At 48.2% G+C, this 17,556-nt stretch carries 10 protein-coding genes and 1 pseudogene; 2 read left to right on the top strand and 9 right to left on the bottom strand.

The window, feature by feature from the left end; genetic code table 11:
• Positions 1-98 precede the first annotated feature (98 nt).
• Together PN477_RS20765 and PN477_RS00210 are read right to left on the bottom strand one after the other, a co-directional pair.
• Entirely contained in the window at positions 99-248 is a 150-nt protein-coding gene (locus tag PN477_RS20765) for a PD-(D/E)XK nuclease family transposase (protein ID WP_417158711.1), read from the bottom strand.
• 56 nt (positions 249-304) lie between these two features.
• Positions 305-2,701: an NACHT domain-containing protein gene (locus PN477_RS00210; RefSeq protein WP_272120857.1), complete on the bottom strand. Its 2,397-nt coding sequence runs from the start codon at positions 2,699-2,701 to the stop codon at positions 305-307.
• A 171-nt stretch (positions 2,702-2,872) separates the two neighbouring features.
• Here PN477_RS00210 and PN477_RS00205 point away from each other — a divergent pair, with 171 nt between their 5' ends.
• A complete protein-coding gene (locus PN477_RS00205; RefSeq protein ID WP_272120856.1) occupies positions 2,873-4,351 on the top strand; it encodes an FAD-linked oxidase C-terminal domain-containing protein in 1,479 nt (492 codons plus the stop codon).
• 118 nt (positions 4,352-4,469) lie between these two features.
• On the opposite strand, the gene PN477_RS00200 is transcribed toward PN477_RS00205, so the two are convergent.
• The 4 genes from PN477_RS00200 to PN477_RS00185 form a co-directional block, all read right to left on the bottom strand.
• Positions 4,470-5,942 (bottom strand): DUF1802 family protein, encoded by a 1,473-nt coding sequence (locus tag PN477_RS00200; protein WP_272120855.1) that lies wholly within the window; start codon positions 5,940-5,942, stop codon positions 4,470-4,472.
• A gap of 5 nt (positions 5,943-5,947) precedes the next feature.
• Positions 5,948-8,419 carry an ATP-binding protein gene (locus PN477_RS00195; protein WP_272120854.1) on the bottom strand — a complete coding sequence of 824 codons (2,472 nt, stop codon included), beginning with the start codon at positions 8,417-8,419 and terminating at the stop codon, positions 5,948-5,950.
• A 64-nt stretch (positions 8,420-8,483) separates the two neighbouring features.
• Complete coding sequence (locus PN477_RS00190; RefSeq protein WP_272120853.1) at positions 8,484-9,206, bottom strand: hypothetical protein; 723 nt, start codon at positions 9,204-9,206, stop codon at positions 8,484-8,486.
• 547 nt (positions 9,207-9,753) lie between these two features.
• Positions 9,754-12,561, bottom strand: coding sequence for a TIGR02921 family PEP-CTERM protein (locus PN477_RS00185; protein ID WP_272120852.1), 2,808 nt, complete (start codon positions 12,559-12,561; stop codon positions 9,754-9,756).
• 475 nt (positions 12,562-13,036) lie between these two features.
• Between PN477_RS00185 and PN477_RS00180 the strand changes: the two genes are divergently transcribed.
• Positions 13,037-13,966: an NAD-dependent epimerase/dehydratase family protein gene (locus PN477_RS00180; RefSeq protein ID WP_272120851.1), complete on the top strand. Its 930-nt coding sequence runs from the start codon at positions 13,037-13,039 to the stop codon at positions 13,964-13,966.
• A gap of 12 nt (positions 13,967-13,978) precedes the next feature.
• On the opposite strand, the gene PN477_RS00175 is transcribed toward PN477_RS00180, so the two are convergent.
• The 3 genes and pseudogenes from PN477_RS00175 to PN477_RS00165 all read right to left on the bottom strand — a co-directional run.
• The gene (locus PN477_RS00175) at positions 13,979-14,800 is read right to left on the bottom strand and encodes a hypothetical protein (protein ID WP_272120850.1); all 822 of its coding nucleotides are present in this window, start codon (positions 14,798-14,800) and stop codon (positions 13,979-13,981) included.
• 30 nt (positions 14,801-14,830) lie between these two features.
• Positions 14,831-16,948: a GlcNAc-transferase family protein gene (locus PN477_RS00170; protein WP_272120849.1), complete on the bottom strand. Its 2,118-nt coding sequence runs from the start codon at positions 16,946-16,948 to the stop codon at positions 14,831-14,833.
• Positions 16,949-17,105: 157 nt separating this feature from the next.
• Positions 17,106-17,556, bottom strand: a pseudogene (locus PN477_RS00165) (hypothetical protein); the annotation flags it as partial.

Raw genomic sequence — 17,556 nt, 5'->3', positions numbered from 1 at the left:
GATTTCCCATTCTGCGTCGCTCACATCGCTGGGGTATCCTTGTCTAGGCATTTTCTGTTCTCTTGCGTTTTACCCCCTTTTTCCATCTTTTGAGGCTTTTACCCCCTCTTCTTTATCTTTTCTTCACAGATACCCTCTAATTCATTCAAGAAATCTAAGAGGAGGTCTTTATTAGGTTCTTCACCAAAGAGTTTCTTAAACCCATAGTCAGTGAAGGGATTGATGTATTTTTCCCGAAAGTACTCCATTAGACGACAGCGTGAATTGAATGGCTTCTGTTCTATTATAGAGTGCAGCGCGGGGGCTAGAGGTATTGGTGGCTGCGAATGTCGGCCATGGGAAGGAGTAGGGTGGCTTCGATCGCATTGACGGTTTTGGGATCAACGCGGGGATTATTGTAGAGGCATTCAACGAGTAATTTATTGGCATTGTAATATTGACGGAGGAGGGCTTTTTGATCTTGATTAAATTGCCAATCATAGCCGACATTGCGATGTTCAATAATGACCAGGCGAAGATTCCGAATCCAGGTTTGACTATTGGATTGCCACCATTTTTGATAGTCCACAGCATCACGATCGGTATCGGGTAACTGGTTTTGAAAACGATTGAGGGCAAGTTTTAATTCGGGTTCAATGGCTAAATCACGATCTTCGGCAAAGGTCATAAATAAACTGAGATCATGGGCGAGGGTCACTAATAAACAGTTCAAAATCAGATCAATCACAAATTCACTGTCTAGCTCTTCTAAGACATTGTGATTAAACGCATAGTCTAATTCTGTATCGAGGTGACAGGCGAGAGACCAGTCATGGAGAGAGGATTTCAGGGCACGATTGACGGCGTGGGAAAAGTCGAGGGGGCGAGAAATTCGGGGATCAAAAATATGATCAATGGCTTGGGAAAAGTAGAAGGCCCGCACCGCTGCGATTTTGTAGGGGACTTTCACTAACATTGATTTTTGATTCACCCAGGATAAAAAGATTTGAATTTTTTTATCTCGGGCGACGAGTTGATCAATTTTATATTTGATGTGCAGGAGGAAATCATCAAGGCGGGCGATGCGTTGGGTGAGGTAGGAAAAGAGTTCATACCAGTTACGAGTTGTAACATTGTCGAGGGATTTATGGAGATGGTTGGGGTCAAAGTTGCGGAGTAGATAGTACCCGACTAAATATTCTTGAATGCGCGGACTGGCGAAGGAATAAATCCCTTGGCTGCGTTCAAAAATAATCCCATGCTGCATTTCAATGTCTTTTAAGAGTCGCTTGGCGTAGTCGGCCATGGTGGTGGGGCCGATGCTAAAGCTGGGGATGGTTTTGAGGTAGAGGCTAATGTGTGATTTTAATTTTTTAAAGTGAATAAAGAGTTCTTTTTTTTCAAAGGTTAGAATCGCTAAGTAGCTGAGGAGGCGGTAGCGTTCGGCGATGTCGATGTCGAGGTAGATGGAGGGGGTGTGGTGGGGGTGGGGCGGGCTGGCGGTTTCGAGGATGCGGGTGAGGCCGAGTTCGTAGAGTTCAAATTGGGTGTCGGGGAGACGACCGAGGTATTGAAACATCCAGCAGAGGAGTTGCAGGAGTTGCGGGCTTTGGGCGAGTTGGAAGAATTTTTGAGATTTGGGAAGGCTGAGGTCGGTGATGAATTGGCGGGCGATTTCGTGGGTTTGGGGGATGTCGATTTCGGCGGTAAACCAGGCTTGGGCGAAGGCTTCGATTTGGCTGAGGGTGAGGTCGGCGATTTCGACATGGCGAAAGGTGGGGAGGGTGTAGTCGGTGAATTGGGTGCGACAGGTGATGATGAAGCGGTTGCGGTTGTAGCGTTGGGTGAAGGAGCGGAGTTGAAATTGGACGTTTTTGCGGCCTTGGTCGGGGACGATGTCGAGGCTGTCAATGAGGATGAGGAGATGGCCGTAGTCAAGGATTTCTTGGCATTCGGTGAGGGTGTCGAGGTTGAGGGTCTGTTGGACGAGTTTTTCGAGGACGTTGGGGTCGTTGAGGAGTTCGGGGTCAAAGGTGTTGAGGTCGATGAAGACGGGGATGTGATCGGCTTGGTAGTCTTGTTCGCAGCAGGCGATCGCTAAATATTTTAAAAATGTGGTTTTGCCGGCGGCGGGTTGGCCGAGGACGATGAGGCGGGGGTATTTGGTGGCGGCGGTGAGGCCGTCAAGGCGTTCGTTGCGATCGCCCAACCCAAACCGCTCAAACTCCCCCTGCGGATTAAACTGCTTCAGGTAGGTGTTGACGTTGACACAAAGATCACGGGGCAGTTTTTCAACGAGATAGACCTCGAATTTTAACGCCGCGATGGGCAGGTTTTGGAGGTTGAGGAGGTGGATGGTGCGGTGTTGTTCATAGAGGGTGTGTTTAACTTGGGCTTTGAGTTTTTGCCACTGCAAATTAAATTGAGACACGCTGGGCAATGGGAGGTTATGCCCGCTACCGTTACGCGCTTCGGGGATTTGCTCGATGTGAAGATCGGATAAATCAGCAACCTCTTGCCAATTTAATTCCAGAATCCGACAAATTTTATGGAAGAGGGTTTGGTCAATGGGTTGGCCGGTGAAAAACTGCTGCATCGTCGAACGGGAGACGTGCAATTGTCGTAGTTGCGTAATTTTGCTGGCCGAACTGAGACAAACGGATTTCGCTTGCTCCATGCCCGTAGCGGATGCTCTTAATGATTGTTGTGACGATTCCGCCATGCTGACTGATCAAGACCCCCACCTCACTGTAAATGAGTGAGACAAGCTAATTTCCTTTCTCTGCCCATAAATTGTACAGGGTTGGCACAGAAGCCTGACGAATGGAGCCAAAACCGCAGCGGCTTCCTTCTAGAATGGGGACATTGACTTGATTTTTTGGGACTCTGTGTCATGACTGCGATCGCTTCTCCTTCCGCTCCCATCCCCGCTGCCATTCGCCGCGAATTTGAACAGGCCCTCAGCCCCAAGCAAGTCATTCGCCGCAAGGAAGAACTACTCACCTACGAATGCGACGGGTTGGCGGCCTATCGTCAACGCCCGGCCTTGGTGGTGTTGCCCCGCAGTACGGCAGAAGTGGCGGCGGCGGTGCAGATTTGCGATCGCCACGATCTCCCCTGGGTGGCACGGGGAGCTGGAACCGGGCTATCGGGGGGCGCTCTCCCCCTGGCCAACGGCGTGCTGATCGTCATGGCCCAAATGAACCGCATCCTCAACATTGACTACGCCAACCAGCGCGTCACCGTCCAACCCGGCGTGATTAACAACTGGGTCACCCAAGCCGTCAGCGGCGCAGGCTTCTACTATGCCCCTGACCCCTCCAGCCAAATCATCTGCTCCATCGGCGGCAATGTGGCGGAAAATTCCGGCGGCGTTCACTGTCTGAAATACGGCGTGACCACGAACCATGTGCTAGAACTCACCGTCGTCACTACCAGCGGCGAGATCGTCCAATTGGGGGGGATGGCTCCGGAAATGCCCGGCTATGACCTGATGGGGGTGTTGATCGGCTCCGAGGGAACCCTCGGCGTGGCGACGGAAATCACCCTACGGATTTTGAAAACCCCAGAGGCGATCGCTGTCCTCCTGGCCGACTTCGACAGCATCGAAGCCGCCGGGGAAGCCGTCACCGCGATCATCAGTGCGGGGATCATTCCGGCGGGGATGGAAATGATGGACAACCTCAGCATTAACGCCGTGGAAGATGTGGTGGCCTTGGGCTGCTATCCCCGCGATGCTGGGGCGATTTTGCTCGTGGAATTGGATGGGTTAACCGTGGAAGTGGAGGGCAACGTGACGCGGGTGGGGGAACTCTGTCGCCAGTCGGGAGCGCGATCGCTCACCGTCGCCACCGACCCTGAACAACGCCTCAAACTCTGGAAAGGTCGCAAAGCCACCTTCGCCGCCGCCGGCCAAATGAGTCCCAATTATTTCGTCCAAGATGGCGTAGTGCCGCGTACCCAGTTGGCGAAAGTGCTGCGGGAAATTGAGGCATTGAGTGAGCGATCGGGCTACCGGATCGCCAATGTCTTCCATGCTGGGGACGGCAACTTACACCCCTTAATTCTCTACGATCAAGCCATTCCGGGAGCTTTCGCCGATGTGGAAGCAATCGGCGCGGAAATCCTCCGCCTTTGTGTGCAAGCCGGGGGCAGTCTGTCGGGGGAGCATGGGATCGGAGCCGATAAAAATTGCTATATGCCGGAAATGTTCACCCCTACGGATTTAGAAACGATGCAATATGTGCGATCGGCCTTCAATCCCAAGGGGTTAGCGAATCCCGGCAAACTTTTCCCCACCCCTCAACAATGCGGCGATCGCGCCAACAGTCTCCAAGGGTTACCCCCCATCGAAGGCGCGGAACTGTTTTAGGACAAAACCCGCCCCAACCTCCGCCCAGCACTTTAGGAGACGAAAAAATTCACAGAACCCCCACAATGCGAATGAGTCCCCATACACTAACGGTGGAACTACCCGACCCATCAGCCCATCACAGGTGCAAGAGTTGATCAAACTCGCGCACAAAATAAAACCGATCCTCTTTCCATTGTTCCCCTTTTCGTCGTCCTAAATATCCCGTCAGGGGTGATGCTAATTCGACTAGAATTTGGTGTAGTTCCTGAAGGTCAACGCTGCTGGAATAGCGACCGATATAAATACCTTGTAATAGAGTGACATCCGGAGGCTGGGGCTGCTCTTTCACTAAACCAATCAAATTACTACGGGTTTGAATTGCGCCAGCAATTGCATCAATATAGTGATTAACTTGAGCATCAACCGCTTCACTAAATGGCTCAGATTCTAAGATGTGTTTCAGTTCAAATAAATTAACTGACCCTGGATAGTTTTGTTTTAAACAAACTAATCGTTGAATGGTTTCCGGGCGCAAAACATTAATTTGATTGCCGCTTGCTGTCTCATTCGCTGCACTGGTTAATTCACCAGCGGCTACTACAATTTTAATGCAGTCTTGATAGTGAGCTTTGAGAATTTTATGACCCAGTTTAACCAGTTGTGCGGGTGTTCCATCGGGTACTTTTTCGGTTTTTGTTGCCTTACATTCGCCCACAATCGGATAAGGATAATTTGCGTAAAAATCTAACCCGCCGGCTCCCCCCGTGGAATCTGGATTTAGGCTTGCTTTCGGATTCTCTTCAGAATTTTGAAAGCCCAAAAACAGCAACCCTTTGCGGATGAGTCGCTCAAACTCATGCCCATGACTGGAATTCCCCACCTCTGCAATCTGGGTTAACTCGTAGGAAGTTTGAGGAACAGTAGCGGGTTTTGAAACAGTTTCTGGCTCTGGCGATCGCAATGCATCCGGCGTGATTTCAGGTTGAATGGGTGGTGCTTCATGTTCGGGTTCAGGGGGGGCGATCGCATCCGGTTTCGGTCGTTCCGGTTCTGGTAGCGGCGTTATCTCTAGGGTGATGATGGGCTGGCGCTCTTTCAAAGCGTGTAATGCAGCATCAAACTGGTCTTCTGTTAACACAGGCTGCGATCCATCAATCGCGATCGCCGGATTTAAACCGATAAATTTCCCCGCTTTATCCTGATCATTTTCGATCCGATTTACTGTCATCGGTTGGGGTAAACGGTAAACTCTCAAATAGGCCAAAAAAAGATGAGGATTGGCTCCGAGGTGGCGTTTTAAGCCCTGATTCGTCCAAATGGTGCTTTGAGTGAGGCGCTCAAGATCTTGCACACTTTGCACTCGCTCGCACAGTTCACACCTGGCCCAACTTTTAATGATGACGCTCTGATCATTTGGGGTTGTTTGGGGGTCAGAATCTCGGTTAAATTGTGGGTGATAGTGTGAGGTCAAATCTTGATCGTTGAGGGGATAGAGCAGAAAACTTTTACCTTTGAGATATAGTTTAGGTAGGGCTGCAATTATCACACCTCGCAGCAATAAATCAATTTCAAATCCTGAAAACGGAATACTGAGAGACAGCGTATTCATAGTCACTATCCCTCATCTAAAATAATTTGAATGCAGTCTTCAGAATAATTAAATAGCGTTACAATCCGATAAACAAATTTAACAATTTGATTCGAGCTTAAATTTGTTTCGACATAAATGCCAGAACCTGATATTTTTTCGGGACTTTTAAGATCTTTTGGGTTTTTACTAAAATAAGCATTTTTCTTACCCTTGATTTGCAAAACCTTAGCAAAATCCTTGTTGTGGTTGAGCTTCATTAATGTGCAAACTGTGATCAAAAATTCGCGCCATGTTGTCACATCATATTCATTATCATTGAGCAAAAATGCTTTGATTCCCTTTCTCGTGTATGTTCTTGTAAACCAAAGACTATCTACTTCAGTCTGGGGTTCAGGCACAATCTCAGGCTCATCATCTTGAGTAAGACTCTGCTCACCGGTATCTTGCGGCTCTTGAGCCTCATCCACATCAAGACCTTCAAGACCTTGTGCAGATTCTTCTTCTAAACTGCTAGAATCCTCTACTTGCCCCGACTGAAATGTACTGAGCAAATCATTTAACTCAGTGTCAATATCGACATCCGGTAAATCTTTGTCATCTTCATCAAATAGACTATCAACTTCAATACTCGACTCATCGATTCCCCCAGATTGACTACTGAGAATTTCTAACAAAAGTGGATTTTTGATCGCATAGTCTTTCGTGAATGCTATCACTTGGTCTTCCGTTAACCGATATGCGTCTTTTTGCTCATTAACGGTATACAGTCGAATCAAGTCGTGAACATCTTCAAAGGTTAAATCAACCCATTCACCCCCTTGTTGCTTAATTAGTTTACGAATTAAGCGATAGGAGTCCCAATTACTTTTAATTTTGCGGGATTTAGAACGAACGATACAGCCACGAGTCAAATCAAAGGTCTCATAATCAATAATCCGGTTCATTCCTGCACCCACAGAAAGCCCGTGAGTATGCTGAAGTACCATAATTCCAACTTTGAAGTCGTGATTATTCTCTGAGCCTATGATTTTAAAATTAATCCAATCATTATTTTTTGATTTTGGAGAAATATCTACTACATCTTGAATAATGAGATTATTTAACTGTTCACCACTGGATGTTTCACCGTTGAAAACCTCACCGACTAATGCAGTAAACCCAAAGCGGAGAACATGGGCAATGAATTCACTATCATCCAGGCATTCTGTAAAGTCATTATCGCTTTCCCGATTGATAGCCAGATCGAACCGTTGCCGAGGATCATTGGGTAATACATCTTCTTCAACTTTGAAGTTTTCGGCACACCAATGCAATGCTTCTCGCACCGTCGGTTTATTGACCTGGGCATATTTTTGGAGTTGTTCTTCGTCAAAGGGGTAAATGGGTGTAGGTGGTGTAATATTTTTCTTGTTGTAGAAGATTTCAAGATATAATTTCACTAATTCAGTCATTGAAACTGGATCAAGAAATTTCAATTCAATCGGCTGATTTTCGGTAAATGTTGAGAGTCGCGCACTAATACCACCATCAGCCATAGAATCAAATAAGTCCCGATGAGTATCGGGCATCATAACTGTTAAGATCACAACCCCTTTGCCTAGTTTTGATTGTTCTAGGGTGTCGTACAGTGACTTAATTAAAATTGTGACCACTTGGGATGAACGTAAACCAGCATCACTATATTTTTCGCCCGTATCAATTTCATCAAAGCAAATAATAATCGAGCTATAGTCACTGATTAAACTGAAAATCTGCTTGACAATGCTCAGGGCATTAGCTTCACGATCTTGATGATTAGTGATTGAAGTTGGCAGTCCTAGATATCGAGCATGAGAATCTTCAAGCACCTCTCCTGATAGCCATTTTTCAGCATAGCTCGATGCTCGTTTTGATAATGTCCATAGAACTGCGCGAAGAATATACGGATCAATGCTTTTTTGGGTATGAATTTTTTGGATCAGTAAATCCAACAGATTTTTACCTTTATGCAGACTATTTTGATACGCTTTATCAAATTGCTCAACGAGATCTTGAGGGGTCTTAGCATTCTTAACCGCCTGATTAACAATCGCAGTGGCTAAAACCTGCCACTGCGTCACTTCACTATCGTTGACTCGGCTCAAACTATCAACAACAGTTTGTTGAAAATAGAAATTGACCTGATCTAGATCTGTAAAGTTTAAAACGTGAGTATAAACAAAGACAGTATTTCCTTGTTGTGCGAGTTGACGGCGCACACGGTTGATCAGATGGGTTTTTCCTTGCCCTTGGGTAGCGGTTAAAACCAGTGATGTCACTTTATGCTTGCGACTCTTCCGAACCTGGTCTAACGCTTGTAAAACAGCATCTGAGGCATGAGCGTTAAAGGTCGCAACATCGGGGTATCCCCGTCCCCAAATATTGTGCGATCGAAATACACCAATATTTTTAAAAATATTCTGACTTTTGATAGCGTTATTGATATCAGATAAGTCAGAGTTGGAAGAATTAGCCATGAGTGACGTCCTACAGTATGACGAAGAAAAGCTAGATAGCCTAGTTGAAATTTTAGGGTGAGAACTATTGGATGCGTTTGACGTAATAGCGGAAGTTGCCGCTGGGCAGGGTCAGCGAATCTTGTTTTTTATCGGGGGTCATGTCTGGCATTTCCCCGGCCATGAGTTGAATGATGTCGTCAGCTTGCATTTCCGTCAGCCATTCATTAAATTGCAATGGCTCAATTTTGCCGTTTAATTCGCGACGAATCCGATAAATAGGCACTAATGCTTTGAAATTGTGCTTTTGATTGAGGGTTTCGTAGACTTCCAAAATGCTCGTTTGAAACTCTTGATAGGTTGCAATGACACCATTGGTTTTGGGTGCTTGTTCAGGTTTCGCTTGTTTTGTTTTTGTAGGAGGGGACTGCGGTTCTGAAGGGGAGTGAGTGGCTTGGCTGGTGCGCAACCACTTCAGCAGGGAGTTGGGAAATTTGGTACCAACAATAGAACCGGAAAATTTAAAGTTTGGATCAGTCAAGCCAGCTTGCAGCAAAGCTAACCCTTTTTCTGTGAGTTTCAGGCTCACAGAGCGTTTTTCTGTGAAAACTTGGATGGCTTCCGCTTGAGCTAAGGTTTCAATGAGGGTGTGGTAATCTTTCGCTTTTTCTTTCGAGCGCACGATCCGCTTATTCAATTCTGATCGTTTAACCGATTGGGTGAGACCATTCAAATCCCAAAGAGACAACAAGAGACGAGTTTGGGCCGGGTTGGAAGTTTCCGTTTGCCCTTTTGCTGATGTCGGCATGTGTATTTTATTGTGTGTTGAGTTTAATCGGTCGCAGAGGAATGAAGCTTTAGACATCCTCAACTGACCGAATCTTTGTATTGTAAAACTGGATATCCTGATTGTAGGAGCAATATCCACAGGACTACACAAATGTACATAAAATGATAGAAGGTCAGCGATTCATGATGGGTGACGGGTGATGTGAGCCTGTATCGCGATCGCGCCACCCACGATCGCACCTCACCCCGTACCCCCCAAGCCCACCGGTGAACCCCTGCGATCGATAAAATGACGCTATATTTTGAGCGATCGCACTCTCATTTTTGAATCGTGCTGTGCATCCGTGGCAATAAATTTCCCGCACGAAAAACGGCCGCATTGCCCATCAATTTAAACTCACCATTGCTTGAATTCTTGAGATTTTCTCCCCTCAACAAAGCCCAATTCAACTATCTAAAAATAGTCTCCATTGTTGCCTTTACTACCATGCCCCCCGGATTTCCCACCGGGTTGGGGTGGGTTGTCCGTAGGGGCATGGCTGGGCCGTTGCTGGATAGGTAGGGGGTTAGCGGGCGAAGTGGCGGCGCTGGCGGATGATCAAGAGGGTGATAATCAGAGCGGCGAGCCAAGTGCCGGGTTCAGGAACCGTGGTGTTGCCCATGACGCTGGGGGGTTCTTGGAGGTCTTCGTTGCCATCTTCGACGGTGCGATTAAAGCGGTCTTCTCCCTGTTCTGCTGCCTTGAGCATGTTCCGCTGTTCATCATTGACGAGGACGATCATCGAGGAATAGGGAGTGACGATCGCAGTCTCTGTGGCGATCGCATGGAGTTTGTCCAACTGTTCCGGATCGGTGGTGTCAGTTTCGCGGCTGAGGTGATGGATCAAGAACCGAGCCGCGAAGGGGGTAAAGCCATCGGGCGGGGTAGCAGTCGGGTTGTCCGTGGGTGTCGCCTCCCAGCGATACCCATCCGCTAACATGATCGGCTGACCCGATAGCTCCGTCATGTGATAGAGCATTTCCTGAATCGAACCCGCCGCCCCGCCGCCGCTGGTTTGGATCGCAGCGAGGATGGCATCATCGTAGGCAGCCGGGTAATGATTGCCCAAATGCACCGTCCAGAGGGGCATTTCCAGCGCGGGCAGGCGATCGGAATCGTCAGCGAGTTCGTAACTGCCGCGATCGGAGAGCAAAATCACCGCATCGTAGGGCGTATTGTCGCGCAGTTGGGCAAATTGCCGCACCATGGTTTTGAGTTGGACAGTGCCATAGAAGGGGGTGCGATCGAGGCTTGAAATCCCAGCGCGAGGAACAGCGTAGGGGTCAATCCCGGCCGCCGTAGCCACATAAAAATCGGCTTCATTATTGGCCAGGTCGCCATCCGTAAGGCCATGCTTCTCGATCCACTGCACGGTTTTGGCGAGTTCTTGCCGTTGCTCGTTCATGCTGTAGGAGCCATCGAGGACGATCGCTAGCCGCTTGCCTTGGGGTTCGCGGAGGGGCAAATCCGCCAGAGGTTCAGCGGTGACGGTGTAGCCGGCGAGGGTTGCCGTCTGGGGTTGGAGGGGGCCGTCTGGGGCTGACCCTTGCGCCTCAAACCAAGTCGGGATGTTTGGAACGGCTTCCCCGTTGCGGAATCGTGCCGTTGTGTCGTTCCAAAAGACGTTACGGGCTTCGCTCAGTTGTGGCAGCGGCCAACTGTTGGCACTGCGCAGGGTGCGATAGGTGAGCCAGAGATGGAATTTAGCGGGTTCCACGCCGTTGTTGCGCTCCCATTGGTCGGGTTGGGCGGGGATGGGGAAGGCGCGGAGGCGGTAGTTGCGGGGGCCCACTTGTTCGAGGAGGGCGGGGTCGATGGGGCGTTCGCGTTGCACTTGGGAGTTATAAACGGCTTGGGCGGCTCCCCGTGGCGAAACTTGGAAGGGAAAGCGATCGCTCAAAGTCTCCGTTTCTCCCAACCAAATCCCCGTAATCACGGCACTTTCTGGCAGGGAGAAGGAATAGAAAATCTCTTCCACTTCAAAGGTTTGGTTGACATAGACTTCATGGAGTTCCACTTCTGCCCAATCTCCAGCGGGGGTGATGGTGAGGTCTTGCCGGTCGAGGTGGACTTTTTCCTCGCCAATATTGAGCACCCCAGCATTGGCCGCATCGAGCATGGTGGTGGATTTGAGGGATTTGAGGATGGCGGCCTGTTCGCCTTTTTGGATCGGGGTGTCGAAAAATTGGGCGTAGAGTTCGCTGGCGCGATCGTTATCGTTGCGATCGCCGTTATACAAAAACGCAAACAACAGCAGATCCTGAAACTCTTGCAGGGTGTGGGCCACACCATCCGGCACTCGTAAGGACTGTTGATATAGCCATTCAATATTACTGGTGTCTTGATTCGTCCCCAAATAGCGATAGGGATGGAGATAGGCATTGAGGAGGCCGTCACGAATGGCGGGGGCATTTTCCAGGAGGGCTTGGCGGGCTTGGGGGGAGGGGATGTCGCGATCTAAAAAGGCAAAGGCGCGGTGTTGGGGTTGGCGATTGAGACCGCTGGCGATCGCAATCCACGCCGTCAAGGTCGCCACCGCCAGCATCATCGCCGTTTTCCGCCCCCGTTGAGCCGCAAATTTCCGCAAAATCCCCCGCCCAGAGTCCACATAAAACAGGATGAAACTCATCGGCATCGCCAGGAAAAACACCAGACTCAGACCAAACAAGGCAGTAAAAAACAGACCTTGAAGCACCGTATCCAAGCTCCCCTGGGCCAAATTCGCCCAAAACCACTGCCACGATTCTCCCAGACCCGTCCAAAAATACTCAGAGGTGATCCAGCCCGCTAACCCCGTCAGCACAAAGCCCGCCACCGGCACAACATAGAGCATCAACAGCACCCCAACATACACCCCCATCAAAATCACGAGGGTTTGGGCTGCTGCTTGGAGGGGCGCGAGGCGACGCGGCAGGCCGTCCCGATCGCCCCAATAGCCGGTAATTTGTGTGACGCTAAAGGTCGCGATCGCCACCAGCAGCGACCCCAAGAGCCAAAAGCTGGCGGGGTTCAGTTCCCGCAGCACGAAAAAGCGCAGCAGGCAGAGGACAAAGAGGGGCGCTTCAATGCCAAAAAAGAGGCGCGTTTGGGCCAGGGGTTGCTTGAGCAGTTTGGTGTAGGCGATCGCGGTACAGATCGGGGGAATCGCTAAAAAGCCGATTAACGTGATCGCAAATTCCCGTTGGATTTCCCCCGATGCGATCGCCTGCATCGTCTCAACCCCGAACTCTGGCAACCACATCAGGTACAACACCACCAGAAAACACAAATTCCAGAGTCCAAAGATGCTGTAATGAATAAGATTCAGAAGCGGTTTTACGGTTTTCCAGCGCATGGTGTCTCTCCAATCAGGGGCCTTGTTCTACTCTCACCGCAAATCTTCTGAATTTAGGAAAGTCTTAAAAATTGTTACGACGATGACCCGCGATCGCCCCCCGTACCGATCTAATCCCCGACCAGCCAATTCATCACCACAGCACTTAGCCTCAAGACGGCTAAGTTGAGCGACATTGACATACTCCCCCACTATAGCCCGTAGGGTTTAGTGGGGGAGTATGTCAACCCCACCAGCCCTTCTCCCGCAGGAGAAAGGAGCCAAAAGCCTTCTCCTGTGGGAGAGGGTTGGGTGAGGGATTGCATAACTGAGATGCACCCCCATTGATTTCGATAATCCTTGCAACAAAGGTATACAGCAGATTGCGAAAGGATGAGAACGCCACTTCCCCCTTTTTAAGGGGGATTGAGGGGGATCTTTGTACCTCAAGTCTATGAAAACCGCTATATAGTAAAAATAATTTATTGCTAATTTTATGCATGTTTTGATTATTGGTGGTGCTGGTTTTATTGGTTCCTATCTTGTTCGCCATCTAGAGCGTAGTCATCAAATCACTATTGTTGATAATCTGATCACAGGACACTTAGAAAGTGTACCACGATCGCTTCAGAACAATGTGATTACAGAGGATATTGTGAATGTGGTTGCTGAGACTTTCATAACCCCTATTGATGCGATTATTCATCTTGCTGCAATTCCGTCTGTACATCATTCTTGGCAAAATATCACCTCAATTCATCATCACAATCTTTCGACGACGGTTAAAGTGATTGAGCTTTGTCAAAAACTTTCGATTTCCAAAGTGATTTTTGCAAGTTCAGCCGCTGTGTACGGTGCTCGGAATGGAAATGATGCGATCGCAGAATCTACACCCTGTATTCCCACATCTCCCTATGGATTACAAAAGCTCGCCAGTGAACAATACTTGCAACTATTTGCTCCTCGTTTAAAACTTCAAGTTATCGCCTTGCGTTTATTCAATGTGTATGGAAACAAGCAGCAGGTCAATTCAAAATATAGTGATGTTGTTTCTATTTTTAAGCAAGTCATGGAGCAAAACAAGCCCATTATGGTCTATGGCGATGGTTCCCAACAACGAGACTTTATCTATGTGCAAGATGTGGCGATCGCCATTGAAAAGACGATGACAATGCCGCCCAACCAGGGCAGCTTTGAAGCGATTAACTTGGGTACGGGACAGTCATCTTCTCTACTGGACTTAATTACAGGTTTACGATGTAATTTTCCTCACTGGCACGGCAAAATTCAATATCACCCAATTCGCTCTGGTGATATTCATCATTCGCTCGCGAACACCACCAAAGCAGAACAGCTTCTGAAGGTTAGACCACAATTTTCACTGGAGAGTGGATTGGCTCAGTTGGGGGTTGATTCTAGAGGCTAATTTTATGCAAGTTCAAGGATCGAGAGACCAATTACGTTGGGAAAGATGTTCTAGTTGAGAGCAAGCCGCAGTGCGATCGCTATACACCAATTCAAATCGATGAATTTCTTGTATCAGTGTTACTAGAAAGGGAATTACCTGGGTTTTATGGATTGGAAAATTAATGCAGTTTCGCAGCAAATTCATCATGCTTTGTCCTACGGAGCAGGGAGATAGTATCGTTTCAGCATCGGGTTGATAGCGTGGAAATATCATTACTGTGATGGGATGAGCTTGATGACTAATTTGTTGAGCGGTTAATTTAACGGCTTGTTTTTTCGCGTGAGTGAGTTGATCAGGACTCAAGATCGTAGAAGTCGCAGCACGCGGACGAGGGGTTTGAGGGACAGGATAAATCTGTTGTGTGTAAAAATTGAGCGGAACTACATCATCACTACAATACTGCCAACCCTGTTGAGTAAAGTAGGTGGTAAATGTACTTTTTCCACCCCCTGCATCTGCTGGAAATACGATCGCGCCTTCAGGATTAGCAACAGCCCCAGCGTGAAACCAAAGCCATTGAGAATGCGCCTGAATTAAGGCTGTCATGACGTGATATTTAATCTGAATAAAACAATGATCACAGTTATCACTGATGTCTAAAACGCGATCACTATTTTGATCGATAACATAATAGTTTTCATGTTGTTGATTAATTTGCAATTCAGCAATAGATTGCTGTTCGTCTTTTCCTAATAGGGCGGCGAATCCTCCCGTAATTAATGCAGCAATTTCTGGCAATTTAGTTTTTAAGCAAACTTGTTTAGTGTGGAGGGTAATCCAGAAAGAAAGCACAATTTTTGCATCAATAAAAAGAGTGTGAGGTTATGACTTTAATTCAACAGGGTTCAAGCGTTGAACGCGAGAGAGTGTAAAGCGGTAAAGTAGGCGTAAGGGACGGATCAAAAGATATAAAAAGTTTAAGGCATTGGGTAAGTTAAGCAGAGTGCGATCGCGGTTAGTGGGTGAAAGGATTCGCAAGACAAGATAACGCTTGCGATCTTGCCAACGTTCCCGCACAGCTAAATCGAGACGAAATGAGTCAATAATAGCAACGAATCCTTGCGGTAACCGATTGAGCGGAACTAACAGTTGATTGCGTAAATAATTACAGCACCAATCTAGCTGTGAATCCCGCGATATTGATTCTTTGAGTATTTCAGGAAGTTCGATTTCAAGGGTTATATGCGCTAATTTGAACCCAACAGATAGAGTTCGCTGAATACCCAAGTTCTGTGCTGCTTTTAAGATATAGTCCCAATCCAAATCAGGAGTAGAGCGTGATATTTCTGCTAAATCCCGCAGCCAAATCAACCGCCGCCATCGATCTTTCAATCCGTGGATGCTGAGCATCAAAATCATATCTTCTGGGGACGGCATCATGATCACTTGATCCTGAATTGTTATCGATTGAGCCTGTTCCCAAAGGGTATCAAAGGTCAAGTCAAATGCATAGAATTTGGGCACTGGATAGCGATGCAGATCAAGCGTGACTTTACCATTACTCAAAACAAAATCCCAGGCATGGTCAGAACTGGGGGTGAGAGCTTGGTAGTGATGCTCGGTGAGAATTTTTTGAGCGAGCATAAATTGCTCAGGATCAACAAGAATATCTAAATCACAAAATTGCCGCCGCACAATATCACCATAGGCAGCGATCGCTAATGTTACGCCTTTATAGGGTAATGCTCGAATATTATGAGCTTGGAACAGCCCTAAAATTGTTAAAAGTTCTTGTTTGCATTGCAGATTATGAATAACATTGGCGCGATATTCAGAAGTAAGATCACGCTTTGCCTGCCAATACAGATCAATCTTGTTGTCTTGAATAAGATTCTGAAATAGAAGAGGAATAATGCCCTGTTCTGTGGCGACGCGCAAAACATAATCCCAGTCTAGGTGATTTTGAGCGAGGTCTAACAGCTTCGTGGTTTGAAGATCGGAGTGGTTGGGTTGACTACAGAGGATGAGAAGTTCATTCTCACGGGTGCGATCGCACTCAGTGACTGACGATTCTTTCGTCACATTTTCGGTATCTGCCACCACACCATTGATCGTTCTTTGCTTAAAATTGACATTGACCCGTGACTCAAATTCAGCAAGAGACCGTTGATTACCTAACCCATAGCAGCCAAAATCACGGCTGCTCGGTTCCATCCCCAACAGTTGTTTGGTATAGGTGGCAGTGCGACGTTGTCGCTGCCACCAACTCCGGTGATCATCCCAATTCCCAATTCGGCTTTTCCCTGCGTTATAAAAATGCCAACAGACCACTTGATGGGGATGATACACATCCCAACCATGGGTCCATAACCGCACCGCATAGGGAATTTCATCGGTGAAGTAAATGTTGGGATCTTGGGGAACCTCTTGAATCACCTGAGCCGAGGAAAAACTAAATCCTCCGGCAATAAATGAACCCGGTTGGGGTGCATCACAATCACTTAAGTCCCCGTAGGCTTGGGGGCGGAGATCCCACTGATCGGCAAAATGAGTGACCCGGATGCAAGTGGAGTTATGACTGACCAGGTCTCGTGGGGGAAGATAAGCCGGTGGAAACGAGCTTAAGACGGGTTTTTCGCTGGGACATTGGGCCAACATGGTGAGCAAGGTTTCATCCCAGCGGGGAGCGAAGCGCATGTGAGAATCAATTTGCAAGGTGTAGGCTTCCTCTTCCCAGAGGTCTTGGGCTTTGTTGCGGGCCCAGCCAAGGCCTTGAGCCTGTTTAGCGGGAATGGCGGTAATGCGACAGTGGGGAATGTCTTGCAGTAAATCAATCAGGTGTAGTTCGGTATCGGCATATTGCCAACAAATCCCAAAGTGAATCCGATCGGGTTGGGCGGCTTGAGCGATCGCATCTCGTACCGTTGGTACAAGCTCTAGATCACGATAAGCGGCGATTTGGACAAAAATATGGTCATTGAGTGAGGTTGATGGGGGCATAAGAAATAACGCTTAAACGTCTCGAAAATTGCCAAAAAACACATAAATCTTGATCGGGACTTAATCTCGATGCTCTGTGGTGTGAACAGGTTAGGATACCAGCAAGAATCCCCTTTTTCCAAAGGGGATGCAAGACAGACGGGAATTAACCCAGAATCTATGGAGGCAGAAACACCGTAGGCGGAGGCCCCGTACTACCAAAGGGGGGCGCTATAGTTGCCGCTGTTGTAATTACAGCCGTTGTAATTACAGCCGTTGTAGTTGCAGCCGTTGTAGTTGCAACCGTTGTAGTTGCAACCGTTGTAGTTGCCGCCGTTGTAGTTGTTGTGGTCGTCGATTGACCCGAAACCTGCGCTTGGGCGTGTTGGCTTAACCCCACCACCGTCACCACTGGAATCGCCCACCCCGCCGTTAGCAATGCCCGCCGCTTCAGCCGATGCTGCTCCGCCGCTTTCTGCTTGTGTTTCAATTGAACAAGCCAGCGTTGACCCGATGGCGTGGCAAACTGTTGCACAGCCCATTGATGTATCTCGTCATTGATTGCATGGGTATAGAGCAGGGCAATCTCAGGGGTCGCGTAGGTTCTCAGGCTGCCGCTTTGGCGTTCG

It is taken from the genome of Spirulina subsalsa CS-330 (assembly GCF_028330765.1).
Taxonomy (GTDB): domain Bacteria; phylum Cyanobacteriota; class Cyanobacteriia; order Cyanobacteriales; family Spirulinaceae; genus Spirulina; species Spirulina subsalsa_A.
Note: the sequence above shows the minus strand (reverse complement) of the source record. Positions and strands in the feature narration are given on the sequence as shown.

Coding starts and splice junctions, on each gene's coding strand:
- PN477_RS20765 (WP_417158711.1), bottom strand. CDS start 248: ATGGAGTACTTTCGGGAAAAATACATCAATCCCTTCACTGACTATGGG.
- PN477_RS00210 (WP_272120857.1), bottom strand. CDS start 2,701: ATGGCGGAATCGTCACAACAATCATTAAGAGCATCCGCTACGGGCATG.
- PN477_RS00205 (WP_272120856.1), top strand. CDS start 2,873: ATGACTGCGATCGCTTCTCCTTCCGCTCCCATCCCCGCTGCCATTCGC.
- PN477_RS00200 (WP_272120855.1), bottom strand. CDS start 5,942: ATGAATACGCTGTCTCTCAGTATTCCGTTTTCAGGATTTGAAATTGAT.
- PN477_RS00195 (WP_272120854.1), bottom strand. CDS start 8,419: ATGGCTAATTCTTCCAACTCTGACTTATCTGATATCAATAACGCTATC.
- PN477_RS00190 (WP_272120853.1), bottom strand. CDS start 9,206: ATGCCGACATCAGCAAAAGGGCAAACGGAAACTTCCAACCCGGCCCAA.
- PN477_RS00185 (WP_272120852.1), bottom strand. CDS start 12,561: ATGCGCTGGAAAACCGTAAAACCGCTTCTGAATCTTATTCATTACAGC.
- PN477_RS00180 (WP_272120851.1), top strand. CDS start 13,037: ATGCATGTTTTGATTATTGGTGGTGCTGGTTTTATTGGTTCCTATCTT.
- PN477_RS00170 (WP_272120849.1), bottom strand. CDS start 16,948: ATGCCCCCATCAACCTCACTCAATGACCATATTTTTGTCCAAATCGCC.